The organism is Mycobacterium sp. IS-1264 (assembly GCF_001954195.1).
Taxonomy (GTDB): domain Bacteria; phylum Actinomycetota; class Actinomycetes; order Mycobacteriales; family Mycobacteriaceae; genus Mycobacterium.
Window position 1 is genome coordinate 65,804 of sequence record NZ_MBES01000054.1, and the last position, 15,049, is coordinate 80,852.

Annotated in this window: 19 protein-coding genes, 3 tRNA genes and 2 pseudogenes; 19 read left to right on the top strand and 5 right to left on the bottom strand. The window is 65.7% G+C overall.

Annotation, left to right across the window (positions count from 1 at the left end; translation table 11 throughout):
• Position 1: 1 nt before the first annotated feature.
• Positions 2-745 (bottom strand): TVP38/TMEM64 family protein, encoded by a 744-nt coding sequence (locus A5744_RS11155; protein WP_076060931.1) that lies wholly within the window; start codon positions 743-745, stop codon positions 2-4.
• Between the two features lie 53 nt (positions 746-798).
• Here A5744_RS11155 and A5744_RS11160 point away from each other — a divergent pair, with 53 nt between their 5' ends.
• From A5744_RS11160 to A5744_RS11185, 6 genes are read left to right on the top strand one after another with little or no spacing between them, the layout of a single operon-like run.
• A complete protein-coding gene (locus A5744_RS11160; protein ID WP_076060933.1) occupies positions 799-1,917 on the top strand; it encodes a DUF2235 domain-containing protein in 1,119 nt (372 codons plus the stop codon).
• 13 nt (positions 1,918-1,930) lie between these two features.
• Positions 1,931-2,491: a phospholipase D-like domain-containing protein gene (locus tag A5744_RS11165; protein ID WP_076060934.1), complete on the top strand. Its 561-nt coding sequence runs from the start codon at positions 1,931-1,933 to the stop codon at positions 2,489-2,491.
• Positions 2,492-2,501: 10 nt separating this feature from the next.
• Positions 2,502-3,017: a nitroreductase family protein gene (locus A5744_RS11170; RefSeq protein WP_076060936.1), complete on the top strand. Its 516-nt coding sequence runs from the start codon at positions 2,502-2,504 to the stop codon at positions 3,015-3,017.
• A gap of 4 nt (positions 3,018-3,021) precedes the next feature.
• On the top strand, positions 3,022-3,777 hold the full coding sequence (locus tag A5744_RS11175) for a class I SAM-dependent methyltransferase (protein WP_139331314.1): 756 nt from the start codon (positions 3,022-3,024) through the stop codon (positions 3,775-3,777).
• Positions 3,778-3,788: 11 nt separating this feature from the next.
• A complete protein-coding gene (gene cynS / locus A5744_RS11180; protein WP_076060940.1) occupies positions 3,789-4,256 on the top strand; it encodes a cyanase in 468 nt (155 codons plus the stop codon).
• On the top strand, positions 4,257-5,270 hold the full coding sequence (locus A5744_RS11185) for a patatin-like phospholipase family protein (RefSeq protein ID WP_076060941.1): 1,014 nt from the start codon (positions 4,257-4,259) through the stop codon (positions 5,268-5,270).
• A gap of 203 nt (positions 5,271-5,473) precedes the next feature.
• On the opposite strand, the gene A5744_RS11190 is transcribed toward A5744_RS11185, so the two are convergent.
• The 3 genes and pseudogenes from A5744_RS11190 to A5744_RS11200 all read right to left on the bottom strand — a co-directional run bounded on the left by A5744_RS11190 (position 5,474) and on the right by A5744_RS11200 (position 7,910).
• The gene (locus A5744_RS11190) at positions 5,474-6,169 is read right to left on the bottom strand and encodes a crotonase/enoyl-CoA hydratase family protein (RefSeq protein ID WP_076060943.1); all 696 of its coding nucleotides are present in this window, start codon (positions 6,167-6,169) and stop codon (positions 5,474-5,476) included.
• Between the two features lie 71 nt (positions 6,170-6,240).
• A pseudogene (locus A5744_RS11195) lies at positions 6,241-7,109 on the bottom strand (hypothetical protein); the annotation flags it as partial.
• 78 nt (positions 7,110-7,187) lie between these two features.
• Positions 7,188-7,910, bottom strand: a complete 723-nt coding sequence (locus A5744_RS11200) for an MBL fold metallo-hydrolase (RefSeq protein WP_076060946.1) — start codon at positions 7,908-7,910, stop codon at positions 7,188-7,190.
• A gap of 88 nt (positions 7,911-7,998) precedes the next feature.
• Here A5744_RS11200 and A5744_RS11205 point away from each other — a divergent pair, with 88 nt between their 5' ends.
• The 13 genes from A5744_RS11205 (at position 7,999) to A5744_RS11265 (ending at position 14,825) form a co-directional block, all read left to right on the top strand.
• Positions 7,999-8,214 (top strand): type II toxin-antitoxin system VapB family antitoxin, encoded by a 216-nt coding sequence (locus tag A5744_RS11205; RefSeq protein ID WP_076060948.1) that lies wholly within the window; start codon positions 7,999-8,001, stop codon positions 8,212-8,214.
• A 107-nt stretch (positions 8,215-8,321) separates the two neighbouring features.
• Positions 8,322-8,394, top strand: a tRNA-Thr gene (locus tag A5744_RS11210).
• A gap of 46 nt (positions 8,395-8,440) precedes the next feature.
• Positions 8,441-8,514 (top strand) — tRNA-Met (locus tag A5744_RS11215).
• Positions 8,515-8,556: 42 nt separating this feature from the next.
• Entirely contained in the window at positions 8,557-8,724 is a 168-nt protein-coding gene (rpmG, locus tag A5744_RS11220) for a 50S ribosomal protein L33 (protein ID WP_007167776.1), read from the top strand.
• Positions 8,725-8,773: 49 nt separating this feature from the next.
• A complete protein-coding gene (hadA, locus tag A5744_RS11225) occupies positions 8,774-9,253 on the top strand; it encodes a (3R)-hydroxyacyl-ACP dehydratase subunit HadA (RefSeq protein WP_076060950.1) in 480 nt (159 codons plus the stop codon).
• Positions 9,240-9,668 (top strand): (3R)-hydroxyacyl-ACP dehydratase subunit HadB, encoded by a 429-nt coding sequence (gene hadB / locus A5744_RS11230; RefSeq protein WP_076060951.1) that lies wholly within the window; start codon positions 9,240-9,242, stop codon positions 9,666-9,668. The genes hadA and hadB overlap by 14 nt, the downstream gene beginning before the upstream one ends.
• A 3-nt stretch (positions 9,669-9,671) precedes the next feature.
• Complete coding sequence (gene hadC / locus A5744_RS11235; protein ID WP_076060953.1) at positions 9,672-10,172, top strand: (3R)-hydroxyacyl-ACP dehydratase subunit HadC; 501 nt, start codon at positions 9,672-9,674, stop codon at positions 10,170-10,172.
• Between the two features lie 150 nt (positions 10,173-10,322).
• Positions 10,323-10,395: transfer RNA gene (locus A5744_RS11240), tRNA-Trp, on the top strand.
• 58 nt (positions 10,396-10,453) lie between these two features.
• Complete coding sequence (gene secE / locus A5744_RS11245; RefSeq protein WP_076060973.1) at positions 10,454-10,915, top strand: preprotein translocase subunit SecE; 462 nt, start codon at positions 10,454-10,456, stop codon at positions 10,913-10,915.
• Between the two features lie 26 nt (positions 10,916-10,941).
• A complete protein-coding gene (nusG, locus tag A5744_RS11250) occupies positions 10,942-11,667 on the top strand; it encodes a transcription termination/antitermination protein NusG (RefSeq protein ID WP_076060955.1) in 726 nt (241 codons plus the stop codon).
• Positions 11,668-11,693: 26 nt separating this feature from the next.
• Complete coding sequence (gene rplK / locus A5744_RS11255) at positions 11,694-12,122, top strand: 50S ribosomal protein L11 (RefSeq protein WP_076060956.1); 429 nt, start codon at positions 11,694-11,696, stop codon at positions 12,120-12,122.
• A gap of 76 nt (positions 12,123-12,198) precedes the next feature.
• Positions 12,199-12,906, top strand: a complete 708-nt coding sequence (gene rplA, locus A5744_RS11260; protein ID WP_076060958.1) for a 50S ribosomal protein L1 — start codon at positions 12,199-12,201, stop codon at positions 12,904-12,906.
• Between the two features lie 65 nt (positions 12,907-12,971).
• A complete protein-coding gene (locus A5744_RS11265) occupies positions 12,972-14,825 on the top strand; it encodes a fatty acyl-AMP ligase (RefSeq protein ID WP_240563019.1) in 1,854 nt (617 codons plus the stop codon).
• On the opposite strand, the pseudogene A5744_RS11270 reads toward A5744_RS11265, so the two are convergent.
• Positions 14,826-15,049 (bottom strand): annotated as a pseudogene (locus tag A5744_RS11270) (RNA polymerase subunit sigma-24); the annotation flags it as partial.

Below are 15,049 nucleotides of genomic sequence, written 5' to 3' on the forward strand. Positions count from 1 at the left end.
GTCAGCGCGCCTCGGCATCCGGATCCGCTGTGCCGCCGGTTTTTTCGTGGCAGGCGTGGTGACGCCAACTCCGGTACCCGCGTCGCGCGGCGAACGCACCGACGACGGCCGACACGCACCACACCGCTATCGCCGCGTAGGCCAAAGCGGGCGACCGAGTGCCGATCGATGCGCCCAGCGCGGTATAGGCGAAAGCGCGCGGCAACGAACCGATGAAAGAACCGACGGCCATCTGCCACAACGGAACTCCGAATGCCCCGAACGCGTAGGAGGCGAGCGCATCCGATATGCCCGGGACAAAGCGCTGACCCACCACCGCCCACAGCCCGCCGTGTTCGATCAGCGCGTCGATGCGGTCCGCGCGTGCCGCGCCCAGCAGTGCCCGAGCGCTGTTGCGGCCGGCCCGACGGCCCAGGCGGCTGGCGACGATCGCGGTGCCCACCGCCGCGCCCAGCGTGACGAAGACGCCCACAATGGGGCCGAACAACAGCCCGCTGCCCGCCGCCAGAATCGAGCCCGGCACGAACATCGCGCCCAGCACGGCCGACGCCACGACGTAGGTGAGCGGGGCCGCCGGGCCCGTCGCCGACACCACGCGGCGCAGGTCCTCGATGTCGACAATTCGCTTGACGGCCAAGAGATAGAACATCGCGGCCAAGAACGCGGCGAACACGGCGAGCCGCACGATGTGGCTGCGTCGGGACGTGGGTTGGGTCGCCGGTGCGGGACCGTCGTCGTCGGGCATCGGGCGTCATTCTTCCGCAATCGTCTTACTATGCGACATGGGAGGCCCTCACCATGACCGAACGCCCCGAGTCGCCGCGGCGCAAGCGGATCGTGGTCTGCCTTGACGGCACCGCCAACCAAATCGGGGCCGGCAACCTAACCAATGTCGCCAAGCTCTTCGAGTTGCTGGCAAAGGACGATCCAACCAGTCAACTGACCTACTACGACCCCGGCGTGGGCACACTGGCCCCCGCCGCCGCGCACTCGGGGCTGCGTCGCACCGCGTCGCTGCTATTCGAGCAGGCATTCGGTGCGGGCCTGAAAGACAATGTGGCACAGGCATACCGGTATCTGATGGAACACTGGCGGCCCGGCGATGCGATCTACATATTCGGGTTCAGCCGCGGCGCGTATACCGCCCGCGCGCTGGCCGGGATGCTGCTGCGGCCGGGGCTGATGCGGCCCGGTTCGGAGAATCTGCTGCCGTACGCGATCGAAAAGTACGCTATCAACCGGGATTTCACCAAGAACGAGTACGACCTCTGGGGCGAGTTTGCCCGCGCATTCTGCTGGCGCACCGAGGGCGAGCCACTGTTTTCGACTGTGCGCCAGAACAACCCGAATCAGGTGTGGCACTACGCGGTGCCGGTGGCATACCTGGGACTATGGGACACGGTCAAGGCGGCGGGCTTCCTGCGGTTCGGCGCCCTGCGCTGGCCGTATACGCGCACGCTGCCCAACGTGGCGCGCATCCGCCACGCCGTCTCGATTGACGAACGCCGCCGTCCTTACCGCGAATACCTCGTCGAACGGCACCCGCTGGGCCTTGAGGAGCGGTGGTTCGCCGGCGTGCACGCCGACGTGGGGGGCACGTTCATGCCCGACCACCGGCTCGCCACGATCGCGCTGAAGTGGATCGTCGACGGCGTGGCCCACGAGCTGGCGATCGACGCGGACGACTACCGCCAGCGGTGCGCTGTGACCGAGGACTTCGCGACCGCGACGATCCACGACAACGGCAAACTGTGGTACCTGGTGGGGCGGCGGCGTCGGCCGATCCCTCCCGACGCTCTGCTGCACCCCAGCGTGCTGGTGCGACGCCGTGCAGACCCGGGATACTTGCCGAAGCTGAGCGCCGCGCAGGTACAGGCCAGCGCGGCCCAGCCGGATTGGACGACTCCAGCGTTGTAGAGGAGCAACTGTCATGGCACTTGATTCGCTACCCGAACTCGACCAGTACAAAGCCGCGCCGTTCCCACCCGGCTATCCCGACCACACCCGCACCTTCTACAGCCCCGTCGACCGAGTGCACGAGGCGCTCAAGGCGTTGCTGACTTCCGCCAACAAGAGCCTCGTCGTGGCGATGTACGGCTACGACGACCCGGAGCTCAATTCGGTCCTCAAGTCCAAGCTGCAGGACGAAAAGATCTATGTGCAGCTGAGTCTCGACTCCACCCAAGCCAAAGGGGTCGCCGAGCGCGGTCTACTGGCAGAGTGGCTGAATGACAAGACCGGCAATAGCATTGCGATCGGCCACAGCGAGAAGTCGGCGATCATGCATTTGAAGATGGTGATCATCGACGGGGTCGACGTCGTCACGGGCTCCACGAATTGGTCCCAGGGCGGAGAGACCAGGCAGGACAACCAGCTCACCGTCATCCGCGACCCACTGGTCTGCGCGGAGGCCCGCTCGCGGATCGACATCATCCACGACGACATGCTCAAGCAGATGGCCGCCAAGGCACAATCCGGAACCACGCACTAGAGGGGACGAGATGGAAACGTGGGACGCGATCCGCGCCCGGCGCAACGTACGGCAATACACGGCGGAACCGGTGCCGGAGGCCGACCTGAACCGGATCGCCGAGGCCGGATGGCGGGCGCCGTCGGCGAAAAACCGTCAGCCGTGGGACTTCGTGATCGTCACCGACCCGACTCAACTCAAGGAGCTATCCACGGTCTGGATGGGTGCCGGTCACATCGCCGCGGCCGCGGCCGCGATCGTCATCGTGGTGCCGGTGCCGCCGGACGAGCGCCGGCTGGTGACGGACAACTACGACGTCGGCCAGGCAACGATGGCGATGATGATCGCGGCCACCGACCTGGGGATCGGCACCGGCCATTCATCGGTGGGGGATCAGGAGAAGGCGCGCGCCATCCTGGGCGTCCCCGACGACCGCGTGGTGGCCTTCATGCTCGGCATCGGCTATCCCGCCGACCGGCCCCTGGCCCCGATCCGCAAACCGAATCGGCGCCCGTTCGACGAGGTCGTCCACCGTGGCCGCTGGTGAATCGGTGACCACCGGAACCCGGAAGGGCGAATACGGATACGACGGCTCTTTCCACACCCTGTCCGCCGGAACGCAATTGGCCGGCGTCGCAGCCACTTCCGCTGGCCTGCTCGCGGGGGCCGGCTTCGCGCTGGCCCGCGGTAACCGATTGGCGGCGTCGCTCGCGGCAGCGTCGGCGGTCGAGATTCTCGCGACGGCCGCCTCCTACATCTACGCAACGAGATGGGGCAAGTTTCGCGCCTGGGACGACATTTTGGACAACCTACGACTGCGCGGCGACGAAACGTTGCTCGACCTCGGGTGTGGGCGGGGCGCCGTGCTGCTGGCCGCGGCCAAGCGGTTGCCGCAGGGCCGCGCGGTGGGCGTCGACCTGTGGCGGGCCGATCAGACCGAAAACTCCCAGGAGGCAACGTTATCCAACGCGGCCCTGGAAAGCGTCGCCGAGCGCGTCGAGGTGTACACCGCCGACATGACGGCCCTGCCGTTGGGCGACGAGAGCGTGGACGTGATCGTGAGCAGCCTGGCCATCCACAACATTCCGAAACGCGCCGGCCGGCGGAAGGCCTTGGACGAAGCGGTTCGGGTGTTGCGGCCGGGTGGCCGCCTGGCCATCGCCGACCTATGGGAGACCCGTCAGCACGCCGCGCGGCTGCGCGAGCTGGGCTGGCTCGACGTGCGGCGCCGCAACCTGGGATGGCGCATGTGGTACGGCGGGCCGTGGTTCGCCACCCGCTTGGTCACCGCGACGAAACCCGGCTAGGTCAGGCGTGCATGCTGGGACGCATGACGAGAAACGAAGTCACCGAGCAGATCGTCGTTGCCCGCCTCGCGCGCGGCCTGACGTGGCAGGAGCTGGCGGATGCTATCGGCCGGCCGGTCGTGTGGACCACCTCAGCACTGCTCGGTCAGCACCCCATCCCCGTCGAACTCGGCAAGGTCTTGGTCGAGATGCTGGGTCTTGACGAGTCGGCGGTAGCCGTGCTGGCCGCCCCGCCCATGCGTGGCGGACTGCCTACGACGGTGCCGACCGACCCCACCATCTATCGTTTCTACGAAGCGCTTCAGGTGTACGGAGGCGCCATCAAAGAATTGATTCACGAGCGGTTCGGCGACGGCATCATGAGCGCGATCAACTTCAGCGTCGACCTGCAAAAGAAGCCGCACCCGTCGGGCGACCGCGTGGTGGTGACATTCGACGGGAAATTCCTTCCCTACGACTGGGTTTCGGCGGAGAACTAGATGGCGGTCAAGGCGGCACAGCCGAAATCGGTGGATCTGGTGCTTTCCGGTGGCGGCGTGAAGTTCATCGGTCTGGTGGGCGCCATCGTCGCGCTGATGGATGCCGGCTACTCGATCAAGCGGATCTCGGGTGTGTCGGCCGGCTCGGTGGTTGCCGCGATCTTGGCGGCCGGGTCTAAAGGCGGCCAGCTGAGCAGCGCGGACATGAAGGAACTCGCCTTCTCGGTACCGCTGAACCAGTGGCGTGATGCGGGGCCCGTCCCCTTCCTCGGTGCCGCGTGGGGACTGGTGCGGGACACGAGCATGTACCGCGGCGATGTTGCCTACGACTGGATTCGGAGCGAGCTGAAGAACCTTGGCGTCACCTCCTTCGGCGATCTGGTCCTCGACGAGGACCACCCGATCGAGGGATGGCAATACAAGCTGGTGGTCACTGTCGCCGACCTGACCGCGGCGCAATTGGTGCGGCTGCCCTGGGATTACCGGCGCCTTTACGGCCTGGACCCCGACGAGCAGCCGGTCGCCGAGGCGGTGCGCGCTTCGATGGCGATCCCGTTCTTCTACCGCCCGGTCAAGCTGACGAGCGCGAGCGGCGAGACGTCGACCCTCGTCGACGGTGGTGTGCTCTCGAACTTCCCGATCGACACCTTCGACCGGCCCGACGGCAAACCGCCACGCTGGCCCACGTTCGGGATCACGGTGCTGCCGAGGCTCAACGAGGGCATCCTCGCGGTGATGCCCGCGCTGAAACCCCTGCGCTTCTTCGAACAGACCGCGTTGTTGGAAAGCCTGCTCACCACGATGCTGGCCGGCCACGACCAGACCCACCTCAACCGGCCGTGGGTCGCCGCCCGCGCGATCCCGGTCGAGTCGACCAATGTGGGGGTGCTCGACTTCGATGTCGCGCCCGGGCGCCTCGAAGAGCTCTACGACAGGGGTTACGAGGCGGCGCAAGAGTTTCTGGCGACGTGGGACTGGACCGCGTATCTCAAGCGCTTCCGCTGGGCCGGTTGACGGTCACCCTTTCGGGCCGAAACGCCTGCTCACGGGGTGAAGTGACGGCATCGCGCAAACGTGTCAGACTTCCGAATGGAGGAGGCGACATGAGGGGAGGCGGTTGCCCGGGCAACCGCATCGCCTTCTCCGCAAAACTGAATCATGTTGCATCGCGCCAACTTTCAGCTGGTCAACGCCTGCGGGGAGAGCTACACGCCGAACTACACGCCGAATTCGGCTTCTATCCCGTCGATCCCGGCGCGGATGGCCGCCAGCGCGTCGGCGCGGGCGCGCAACTTGGTCGCGGCGTGGGCGTGCTGGTGCAGGCCGGCGAATTCCTGCGCGGCTTCTTCGGCGCGGCTGAGCACCATCTCGGGCAGGACGATCTCGTCGACAAAGCCCGCCGCGAGGGCGGTCTCGCCGAAGAACGTCTTGGCCAGGCCGGTGGCTTGCTGGTACGCCGACCGCGTCAGCCGCAGCTTCATGATCTCCAGGGCGGCATACGGGATGATCATCCCGATCGCGACCTCGTTGGCCTGAATGTTGTACGCGTGCGCGGCCACTCGGTGGTCGCCGGACGACAACAGGAACGCGCCCATCGCGATGGCGTGACCGGTGCAGGCCATTACCACCGGCTTCGGGTAGGACAACAGTCGATGCGCCAGCTCGAAGCCGCCCCTGAGCATGTCGATCGCCGGCTGGACCTCACCGGAGGTAAGAATCTTCAGGTCGAATCCGCCGCTGAACACCCTCTCGTTGCCGGCGATCACCACCGCGCCCACGTCGTCACTATCGGCCCGGTCGATGGCTTCGTTGAGGGCCTGCTGCATGGTCGGGCCCAGCGCGTTGACTTTGCCGTCGTCCATCCGGATGACCGCGATGGACTCGTTACGGCTGTAGGTGACCGGGCCGCTCATGGCTCACTCCTTCGGTACGGACGCGCAGTCGATTGAATCAGATCGACGTCAGGGTCCGATTGGCCGCCGCCGCCCGCCGTCACACGTGCTGGCCGCGATGCTTGCCCAGTTCGTTTTCGGCGTTACCCCAGCGCAGGCTGACGTCGGTCGGCTCGTCGAGCTGCCGCGTGCGCCACCGGTCCTGGGTTTCCTGCACCGCGCCGTTGATTCGTTCGATCTCGCTGCGGAACACGTCGGGACGCGTTTCCTTGCTCGCGTAGTGGAAGTAGGTGAGCAGCCCGCGCAGCAGTTCCAGCTTCTGCTTTTCCCGCTTCGCCAGGTCGTGCGTCGTCATCAACTCGATGCGCTGAACGGGTGGCAGGGCATCCCAGTCCAGCACCACGTTGGTTTCCAGCGGGCGGCGCTCGCGCCGCCAGAACCGCCATCCGCGCGGCGCATCGGGGCGGTCGTAGTAGATCACCTTGCCGGTAAAGCGCGACTCGATACCACTCCCGATTTCGCCGCGGTCGAGCGCAGAATCCCACACCATCCGCCATTCCTGGCCGGGCGCCAGTACCGGCAGTTCGCGGGGAAGCTGCAGTGGGACGACATCGGCGTAGCCGTCCGAGGCATTTTCGTATTCGGCCACCGTCGGGGGATTTGGAAATGAAAAGCGGATGTCATACGCCGCGGTCTGACCGAAATTCCGGACCACGAGCTCGATCACGTGCCAGTCGGCGGCGTGGGGCTCCATCAGCATGGCGACGTGGGGGCGGGTCTGCTCCGACGCCAACCGGCGACTGCGGTTGATCTGCCGGTTTGCGAATATCAGCGCGACGACACCGAGCGCGATGGCCGCCCAGGCCGCCCACGCCAGCCAGGTGCTGGACCCGACATCGGTGACCCCGTGCCAGCTGTCCTGGATCCACCCCATTGAAACGACCCTCCGCTTATCTGTCATCGCACGAAATTTCGCTGGACTGATAGTAGAGGTGCCAGGCGAATATCGCCGCATTCAGGAGAAAGGCCGCTGAGTCTTTCAGCCGCCCATCAACATTCGCCACTGATCGAGGTTGGCGGGCCGGTACACGTAGTTGGACCGCTTGACCTCCGACAACGAGGCACTGGGATCGGCGGAATACCAGTGCCCCGGAAACACGGTCGGATCGCCGGGAAGCGCCGCGAGCTGCTGCAGGCTGCGATACATCTCGTCGGAGTCGCCGCCGGGAAAGTCGGTGCGCCCGCAGCCGTCCAGGAACAACGTGTCACCCGCGACCAGCCGGCCGTCCAACAGGAAGCACTGGCTGCCGGGCGTGTGACCCGGCGTGTGCAGCAGCTCGATTTCGATGTCGCCGATGCTGATCTTGTCGCGGTGCTCGTGGGTGGTGAGGTCGCCCAGCCCGATCCCGGTAACCCGCGAAACCCAGAGTGCCTCATGGGTATTCACGTGAACCGGCGCACTGGCTCGCTCCAGCAGTTCGGCGAGTCCCTTGAGCTCGAAGCCCATCATGTTCCCGCCCACGTGGTCGGGGTGATGGTGGGTCACCAGCACCCCGGACAAGTGCATGCCGTCGGCCTCCAGCGCGTCGAGAAGGTCGCCCGCGGCATACGCCGGGTCGACCACCACGCAGTCTCCGGTCCGCCGGTCGCCGATCAGATAGGCGAAATTGCGCATTTGTGTCGCAAACATGTCGCCGGCGGCGAAATCGCGACCGGAAAGCAGTTGACGGAAGTACAGCCGGTCTTCGGACGAATCTGACACGTCACCAGACTATGACCCGCCGCGGTGTGCTTCCGGCGCGCCTGGCAGCAAACCGCTTCAACCGGTCCGTACTGGGTATCGTTAGCCCATGCTGAAGAAGTTCGAGATCGACGTGGACTTCGAGCTTGTCCAGGAAGCCATACGCCGATACCACCTGGCGGACGCGCGCGAGGCCATCCACCTCGCGCTGCGGACCTTGCTCGGCGAGACCGATGCCGCAGACAAAGATCAGCGCGACGGCGACTACGACGAGTTCAGCGACCTCAGCGCCTGGGAACCGCACCGCAGGAGCGACACCGGCTAGACCTTCCCCCCGGCAACTCCGGTCCCGCGCCTGTGGTTTGGTGCCGTTGCGGGCCAGGCTGTACCCTCTTTTAGGCCCGCGGGACGACTGGTCGCTTCGGGCGAACGGCCCCCTTAGCTCAGTCGGTAGAGCGTTTCCATGGTAAGGAAAAGGTCAACGGTTCGATTCCGTTAGGGGGCTCGGCGGATGCCGAGCAGGCGTGGCGGCCCCGACCCAGGGTGGACAAGGCGATGTAGCTCAGTCGGTTAGAGCGAACGACTCATAATCGTTAGGTCGCCGGTTCGAGTCCGGCCATCGCTACAACACAACAACGCACTTTGAGAGATTTGAGAGAGAACCGTCATGGCTTCCAGTACCGACGTCCGGCCGAAGATCACCCTGGCGTGCGAGGTGTGCAAGCACCGTAACTACATCACCAAGAAGAATCGCCGCAACGACCCCGACCGGATGGAGCTGAAGAAGTTCTGCCCGAACTGTGGCAAGCATCAGGCGCACCGCGAGACCCGCTAGCGCGAACCGGCGACCGTTTATTGAGACTGACTAGGTAGATTCGAGAGCCGTGCCGTTAAAGACCAACATTGTCGGGATGCATTACCGCTATCCCGACCATTACGAGGTGGAGCGGGAGAAGATCCGCGAGTACGCGGTCGCCGTCCAGAATGACGACGCGCCCTTCTTCGAGGAGAAAGCGGCCGCCGAGCTCGGTTACCACGGTTTGCTGGCCCCGCTGACCTTCATCTCTGTGTTCGGCTACAAGGCCCAAAACGCGTTCTTCAACTACGCGAACATCGCGGTCGAGGACGCGCAGATCGTCCAGGTCGACCAGGTGCTGAAATACAAGAAGCCGATCGTGGCCGGCGACAAGCTGTACTGCGACGTCTATGTGGACTCGGTCCGCCAGTCGCACGGCACCCAGATCATCGTGACCAAGAACATCGTCACCGACGACGCCGGTGACATCGTGCAGGAGACCTACACGACCCTCGCGGGCCGTGCCGGTGAGGATGGAGAAGAGGGATTTTCTGATGCCACTGCGTGAGTTCAGCTCGGTGAAGGTGGGTGATCGCCTCCCGGAGAAGACTTACCCGCTGACGCGCCAGGATCTGGTCAACTACGCGGGCGTCTCCGGGGACTTGAACCCGATTCACTGGGACGACGAGATCGCCAAGGTCGTCGGGCTGGACACCGCGATCGCGCACGGGATGTTGACCATGGGATTAGGCGGCGGCTACGTCACGTCGTGGGTCGGCGACCCGGGCGCGGTCACCGAGTACAACGTGCGGTTCACCGCCGTGGTCCCGGTGCCCAACGACGGCAAGGGCGCCGAGCTCGTGTTCAGCGGCAGGGTGAAATCGGTCGATCCGGAAAGCAAGTCCGTGACCATCGCACTCACGGCCACGGCCGGCGGCAAGAAGATCTTCGGCAGGGCCATCGCGTCCGCGACTCTGGCGTAGCCCATGGCGCTCAAGACCGATATCCGCGGGATGATCTGGCGGTATCCGGATTATTTCGTCGTGGGTCGCGAACAACTGCGTCAGTTTGCGCTAGCCATCAAGAACAACCACCCGGCCCATCTCTACGAGGAGGCCGCCGCCGAACTCGGCCACGACGCGATCGTCGCACCGCTGACCTTCGCGACCATCTTCGCCAAGCTGGTCCAGCTGGATTTCTTCCGGAACGTCGACATCGGCATGGAGACCCTGGTGATCGTCCAGGTCGACCAGCGGTTCGTGTTCTCCAAGCCGATCAAGGCCGGCGACAAGCTGTGGGCCCGCATGGAAGTCCAATCGGTGCAGGAGCGCTTCGGCGCCGACATCGTTGTCACCAAGAACATCTGCACCACCGACGACGGTGAGGTGGTCTTGGAGGCCTACACCACATTGATGAGCCAGTACAGCGACGGTTCTGCGAACCTGCGCTGGGACGCGGAGTCCGGCCAGGTCGTCCGAAGCGCGTAATTAGTATCTGACTCCTGCGTCGATGTACACTCGGACCTCGGGGTTTTCCCATAACAGCGCGCTGTCCGTCGGTTCGGCGATCACCGAACGGAGAGCGCGCGTGTCGTGTAGGCCCCGGTAGGTAAGCGCAGGTTGGCCTGCCAACCGCGAAGGGGCGTAGCTCAAATGGCAGAGCAGCGGTCTCCAAAACCGCAGGTTGCAGGTTCAAGTCCTGTCGCCCCTGCTGATGGCCGAGACGTGCCATGCTGGACACTGAAAGCCAACGAACAAAGGAGCATGCGGTGAGCGACGAGGGCAACGCTGCCAACGACGCCGCAAGCGACGGCGGCGAGACCGACGACAGCCGCGCCGGCGGTGGTCGGACGGCCGTGGTGACCAAGCCAGCGCGGCCCACCGGCAAGCGGTCTCGGCAGCGGGTGGCCGACGTCGACGAAGACGTTGACGTCGAGTCGCCGGACGAGGCTGAGGCCGAGGGCAAGACCAAGAAGGCCCGGGCAGCCAAGAAGGACGGCAAGCAGCCCAAGAAACCGAAGAAACCCGCCGGCCGTTCGGCTAACCCGTTCGTGTTCGTCTACAACTACCTCAAGCAGGTCGTTGCGGAGATGCGGAAGGTGATCTGGCCGAACCGCAAACAGATGCTCACCTACACCTCGGTGGTGCTGGCATTTCTCGCCTTCATGGTGGCGCTGGTCGGTCTCGCGGACTTCGGGCTGACCAAGCTGGTCCTGTTGGTGTTCGGCTGAGCGATTGACAGAGAGGACTGACAACCGTGACTACCTTCGACGGTGACACGTCCGCGGGTGAAGCGGTCGACGTGCAGGAGGTCGCTGAGACCCCTGAGGCCGAGGCTCACGCGGAGCCGGCCGAGGAGATCGACCCGGCCGCCGCGCTCAAGGCGGAACTGCGCAGCAAACCCGGCGACTGGTACGTCGTGCACTCCTACGCGGGGTACGAGAACAAGGTCAAGGCCAACCTGGAAACCCGGGTGCAGAACCTGGACGTCGGCGACTACATCTTCCAGGTAGAAGTACCCACCGAAGAGGTCACCGAGATCAAGAACGGCCAGCGCAAGCAGGTCAACCGCAAGGTGCTGCCGGGCTACATCCTGGTGCGCATGGACCTAACCGACGACTCGTGGTCCGCGGTGCGCAACACGCCCGGCGTCACCGGCTTCGTCGGAGCGACGTCGCGCCCGTCGGCGCTGGCGCTCGACGACGTGGTGAAGTTCCTGCTGCCCCCGGGCTCGTCGAAGAAGGCCGCCAAGGGCGCGGCCAGCACCGCCGCCGCCACCGAGGCGGGCGGCCTGGAACGTCCCGTCGTCGAGGTCGACTACGAGGTGGGCGAATCGGTGACGGTGATGGACGGGCCGTTCGCCACGTTGCCGGCCACGATCAGCGAGGTCAACGGCGAACAGCAGAAGCTCAAGGTACTGGTGTCGATCTTCGGCCGTGAAACGCCGGTGGAACTCACCTTCGGCCAAGTCTCCAAGATTTAACTCCCAGGAAGGAACGTCAACAACTCATGGCCCCGAAGAAGAAAGTCATCGGGCTGATCAAGCTGCAGATCCAGGCCGGGCAGGCCAACCCCGCTCCGCCGGTGGGACCCGCGCTCGGCCAGCACGGCGTCAACATCATGGAGTTCTGCAAGGCGTACAACGCCGCGACGGAGAACCAGCGCGGCAACGTCATCCCGGTGGAGATCACGGTCTACGAGGACCGCAGCTTCACCTTCGCGCTCAAGACGCCACCCGCCGCCAAGCTGCTGCTGAAAGCCGCGGGCGTAAGCAAGGGTTCGGCCGAGCCGCACAAGGACAAGGTCGCCAAGGTGAGCTGGGACCAGTGTCGCGAGATCGCCGAGACCAAGAAGGCCGACCTCAACGCCAACGACATCGAGGCAGGCGCCAAGATCATCGCCGGGACCGCCCGGTCGATGGGGATCACGGTCGAGTAGCTCTCAGCCGTACCCCGTGGGAGGGCCAGCTTCGGCCCGCTTCGTAACCACAACCCAACACCGGATTGGATATTCAATGAGCAAGAACAGCAAGGCATTCCGCGCCGCCGCCGAGAAGGTGGACCGCAACAACCTCTACACCCCGCTGGAGGCGGCGAAGCTCGCCAAGGAGACGTCCTCGACCAAGCAGGACGCCACCGTCGAGGTGGCGATCCGGCTCGGCGTCGACCCGCGCAAGGCGGACCAAATGGTGCGCGGCACAGTCAATCTGCCGCACGGCACCGGTAAGACCGCCCGCGTCGCGGTGTTCGCGGTCGGCGAAAAGGCCGAGCAGGCGCAGGCCGCCGGCGCCGACATCGTGGGCAGTGACGACCTGATCGAGAAGATTCAGGGCGGGTTCTTGGACTTCGACGCCGCGATCGCCACCCCCGACCAGATGGCCAAGGTCGGACGCATTGCGCGAGTGCTGGGTCCGCGCGGCCTGATGCCCAACCCCAAGACCGGCACGGTGACCCCCGACGTCGCCAAGGCGGTGGCCGACATCAAGGGCGGCAAGATCAATTTCCGCATCGACAAGCAGGCCAACCTGCACTTCGTCATCGGCAAGGCGTCGTTCGACGAGAAGAACCTCGCGGAGAACTACGGCGCCGCGATCGACGAGGTGCTGCGGCTCAAGCCGTCCTCGTCGAAGGGCCGCTACCTGAAGAAGATCACCGTGTCGACGACCACCGGCCCGGGCATTCCGGTCGACCCGTCGATCACCCGCAACTTCGCCGACGGGTGAGCAAGACGGCGTTTCACTGTTGGTCGCTACCGTGAAACCCAATGCCCGTCTCTTAGACTCCGCTCATGTCAGGTGCCATGGGAAGCAATGACGGCGGTGGTGTAGACCGGCCGAAGTTGACCGACTACCTCGACGCGGATGGCGGCATCCTCCTGCCCCACGGCGTCAACCTGGTGACATTCCTGGATCGCCACATCGCCGACATCGGCGATGCCGTGGCGTACCGCTATATCGACTACGCCCACCATGCCGAGGGGACGTTGATCGAGTTGACCTGGGCCGAGCTGGGCACCAGGCTGCGGGCCATCGGCGCCCGGCTGCAGCAAGTCACCGCCCAGGGCGATCGGGTGGCGATACTGGCGCCGCAGGGCATCGACTACATCGTGGGCTTCTTCGCCGCGATCAAGGCCGGCGATATCGCCGTTCCGCTGTTCGCGCCCGAGTTGCCGGGCCACGCCGAGCGCCTCGATGCGGTGCTGCGCGACGCCCAGCCCTCGGTGGTACTGACGACCGCGGGTGCGGCCGCGGCGGTGGGGGACTTCGTCCGCTCGCTGCCGCGCAACAGTAGACCGCGGGTCATCGCGATCGATGAAATCCCCGACTCGGTGGGTGCCACGTTCGCGCCGGTTCACCTCGACACCGACGACATTGCCTACCTGCAATACACCTCGGGGTCGACGCGTACCCCCGTCGGTGTTGAGATCACCCACCGCGCGATCGGCACCAACGTGCTGCAGATGGTGATCTCCACCGGCATCGACTGGGACATCCGCAGCGTCAGCTGGTTGCCGCTCTATCACGACATGGGCCTGCTGATGATCGTGTGCGTGGCGGTCTTCGGCACCCAGCTCACACTCATGTCGCCGATGGCGTTCGTCCGGCGGCCGCAACGATGGATCCGGCGACTTGCGGCCGAGTCCAAACTCGGTCCCACCTACGCGGCGGCACCGAATTTCGCGTTCGAGCTGGCCGCTGAGCGCGGGCTTCCCGATGCCGGCGAGGCCCTCGATCTGAGCAACGTGGTGTCGCTGATCAACGGCTCCGAACCGGTGCGCATCGAGTCGATCGAGAAGTTCAACGCCGCGTTCGCCCCATATGGTCTGCCGAGCACGGCGGTCAAGCCGTCGTACGGCATGGCCGAGGCGACCCTGTTTGTCTCGACCATTGACCTCGCCGAGCGGGCAACCGTTGTCTACCTGGACCGGGAACAGTTGGGCGCGGGGCATGCGGTTGAGGTCCCTCGCGACGCGCCCAACGCCATCGCGCAGGTGTCCTGCGGTCGGATCGCGCGCAGCCAGTGGGGTGTCATCGTCGACCCCGAGACGGAGGCGGAGCTGGCCGATGGCGAGGTCGGTGAGATCTGGTTGCACGGCGACAATATCGGCCGCGGGTACTGGGGACGCCGGGAGGAAACCGAGCGGACGTTCGGCAACAAGCTGCAGTCCCGGCTACCGGTAGGCAGCCACGCTGACGGGGCGCCGAGTGAGGCCGCCTGGCTGCGGACCGGTGATCTCGGCGTCTACCTCGGCGGTGAGCTCTACATCACCGGGCGCATCAAGGATCTGATCATCGTGGATGGCCGCAACCACTATCCGCAGGACATCGAGGCCACCGCGGCCGCCGTGTCGCCCGCGGTGCGCTCAGGTTATGTCGCGGCATTCTCGGTGCCGGCGAACGATGGGTTCGGCGAGCGTGTGGTGATCGTCGCCGAGCGGGCACCGGGGACGGGGCGGGCCGATCTGCAACCCGTAATCGATGCCATCCGCGCGGCGGTATCGCGCCGGCATCGCCTGCCACTGGCCGACGTGCTGCTGGTGGCGGCCGGCGTGATCCCGCGAACCACCAGCGGCAAGCTGGCGCGACGCGCCTGCCGCGCCCGATATCTCAACGGCGACTTGGGCGCACGGGACCCCTCCTGACTATCCGCCGCACTCGGCGATGCGTCGGCGCAAGAACTCGCGGCCCGGCTCGGAACCGTTGGACTCCAACGCGATTCGGTACCAGGCCACCGCGTCGGCCGGCCGCCCGCCCCGCCGCAGCAGATCGGCGCGCACCGTCGCGACGAGATTGGAGCGGGCCAGCCGGGGATCATGCGCCACCTTGTCCAGCGCGGCCAGGCCCGCCCCCGGGCCGTCGCGAAAAC

Coding starts and splice junctions, on each gene's coding strand:
- A5744_RS11170 (WP_076060936.1), top strand. CDS start 2,502: ATGGAAACGTGGGACGCGATCCGCGCCCGGCGCAACGTACGGCAATAC.
- A5744_RS11185 (WP_076060941.1), top strand. CDS start 4,257: ATGGCGGTCAAGGCGGCACAGCCGAAATCGGTGGATCTGGTGCTTTCC.
- A5744_RS11265 (WP_240563019.1), top strand. CDS start 12,972: ATGTCAGGTGCCATGGGAAGCAATGACGGCGGTGGTGTAGACCGGCCG.
- cynS (WP_076060940.1), top strand. CDS start 3,789: ATGCTGGGACGCATGACGAGAAACGAAGTCACCGAGCAGATCGTCGTT.
- A5744_RS11205 (WP_076060948.1), top strand. CDS start 7,999: ATGCTGAAGAAGTTCGAGATCGACGTGGACTTCGAGCTTGTCCAGGAA.
- rpmG (WP_007167776.1), top strand. CDS start 8,557: ATGGCTTCCAGTACCGACGTCCGGCCGAAGATCACCCTGGCGTGCGAG.
- A5744_RS11155 (WP_076060931.1), bottom strand. CDS start 745: ATGCCCGACGACGACGGTCCCGCACCGGCGACCCAACCCACGTCCCGA.
- rplA (WP_076060958.1), top strand. CDS start 12,199: ATGAGCAAGAACAGCAAGGCATTCCGCGCCGCCGCCGAGAAGGTGGAC.
- A5744_RS11160 (WP_076060933.1), top strand. CDS start 799: ATGACCGAACGCCCCGAGTCGCCGCGGCGCAAGCGGATCGTGGTCTGC.
- hadB (WP_076060951.1), top strand. CDS start 9,240: ATGCCACTGCGTGAGTTCAGCTCGGTGAAGGTGGGTGATCGCCTCCCG.
- rplK (WP_076060956.1), top strand. CDS start 11,694: ATGGCCCCGAAGAAGAAAGTCATCGGGCTGATCAAGCTGCAGATCCAG.
- A5744_RS11165 (WP_076060934.1), top strand. CDS start 1,931: ATGGCACTTGATTCGCTACCCGAACTCGACCAGTACAAAGCCGCGCCG.
- A5744_RS11190 (WP_076060943.1), bottom strand. CDS start 6,169: ATGAGCGGCCCGGTCACCTACAGCCGTAACGAGTCCATCGCGGTCATC.
- hadC (WP_076060953.1), top strand. CDS start 9,672: ATGGCGCTCAAGACCGATATCCGCGGGATGATCTGGCGGTATCCGGAT.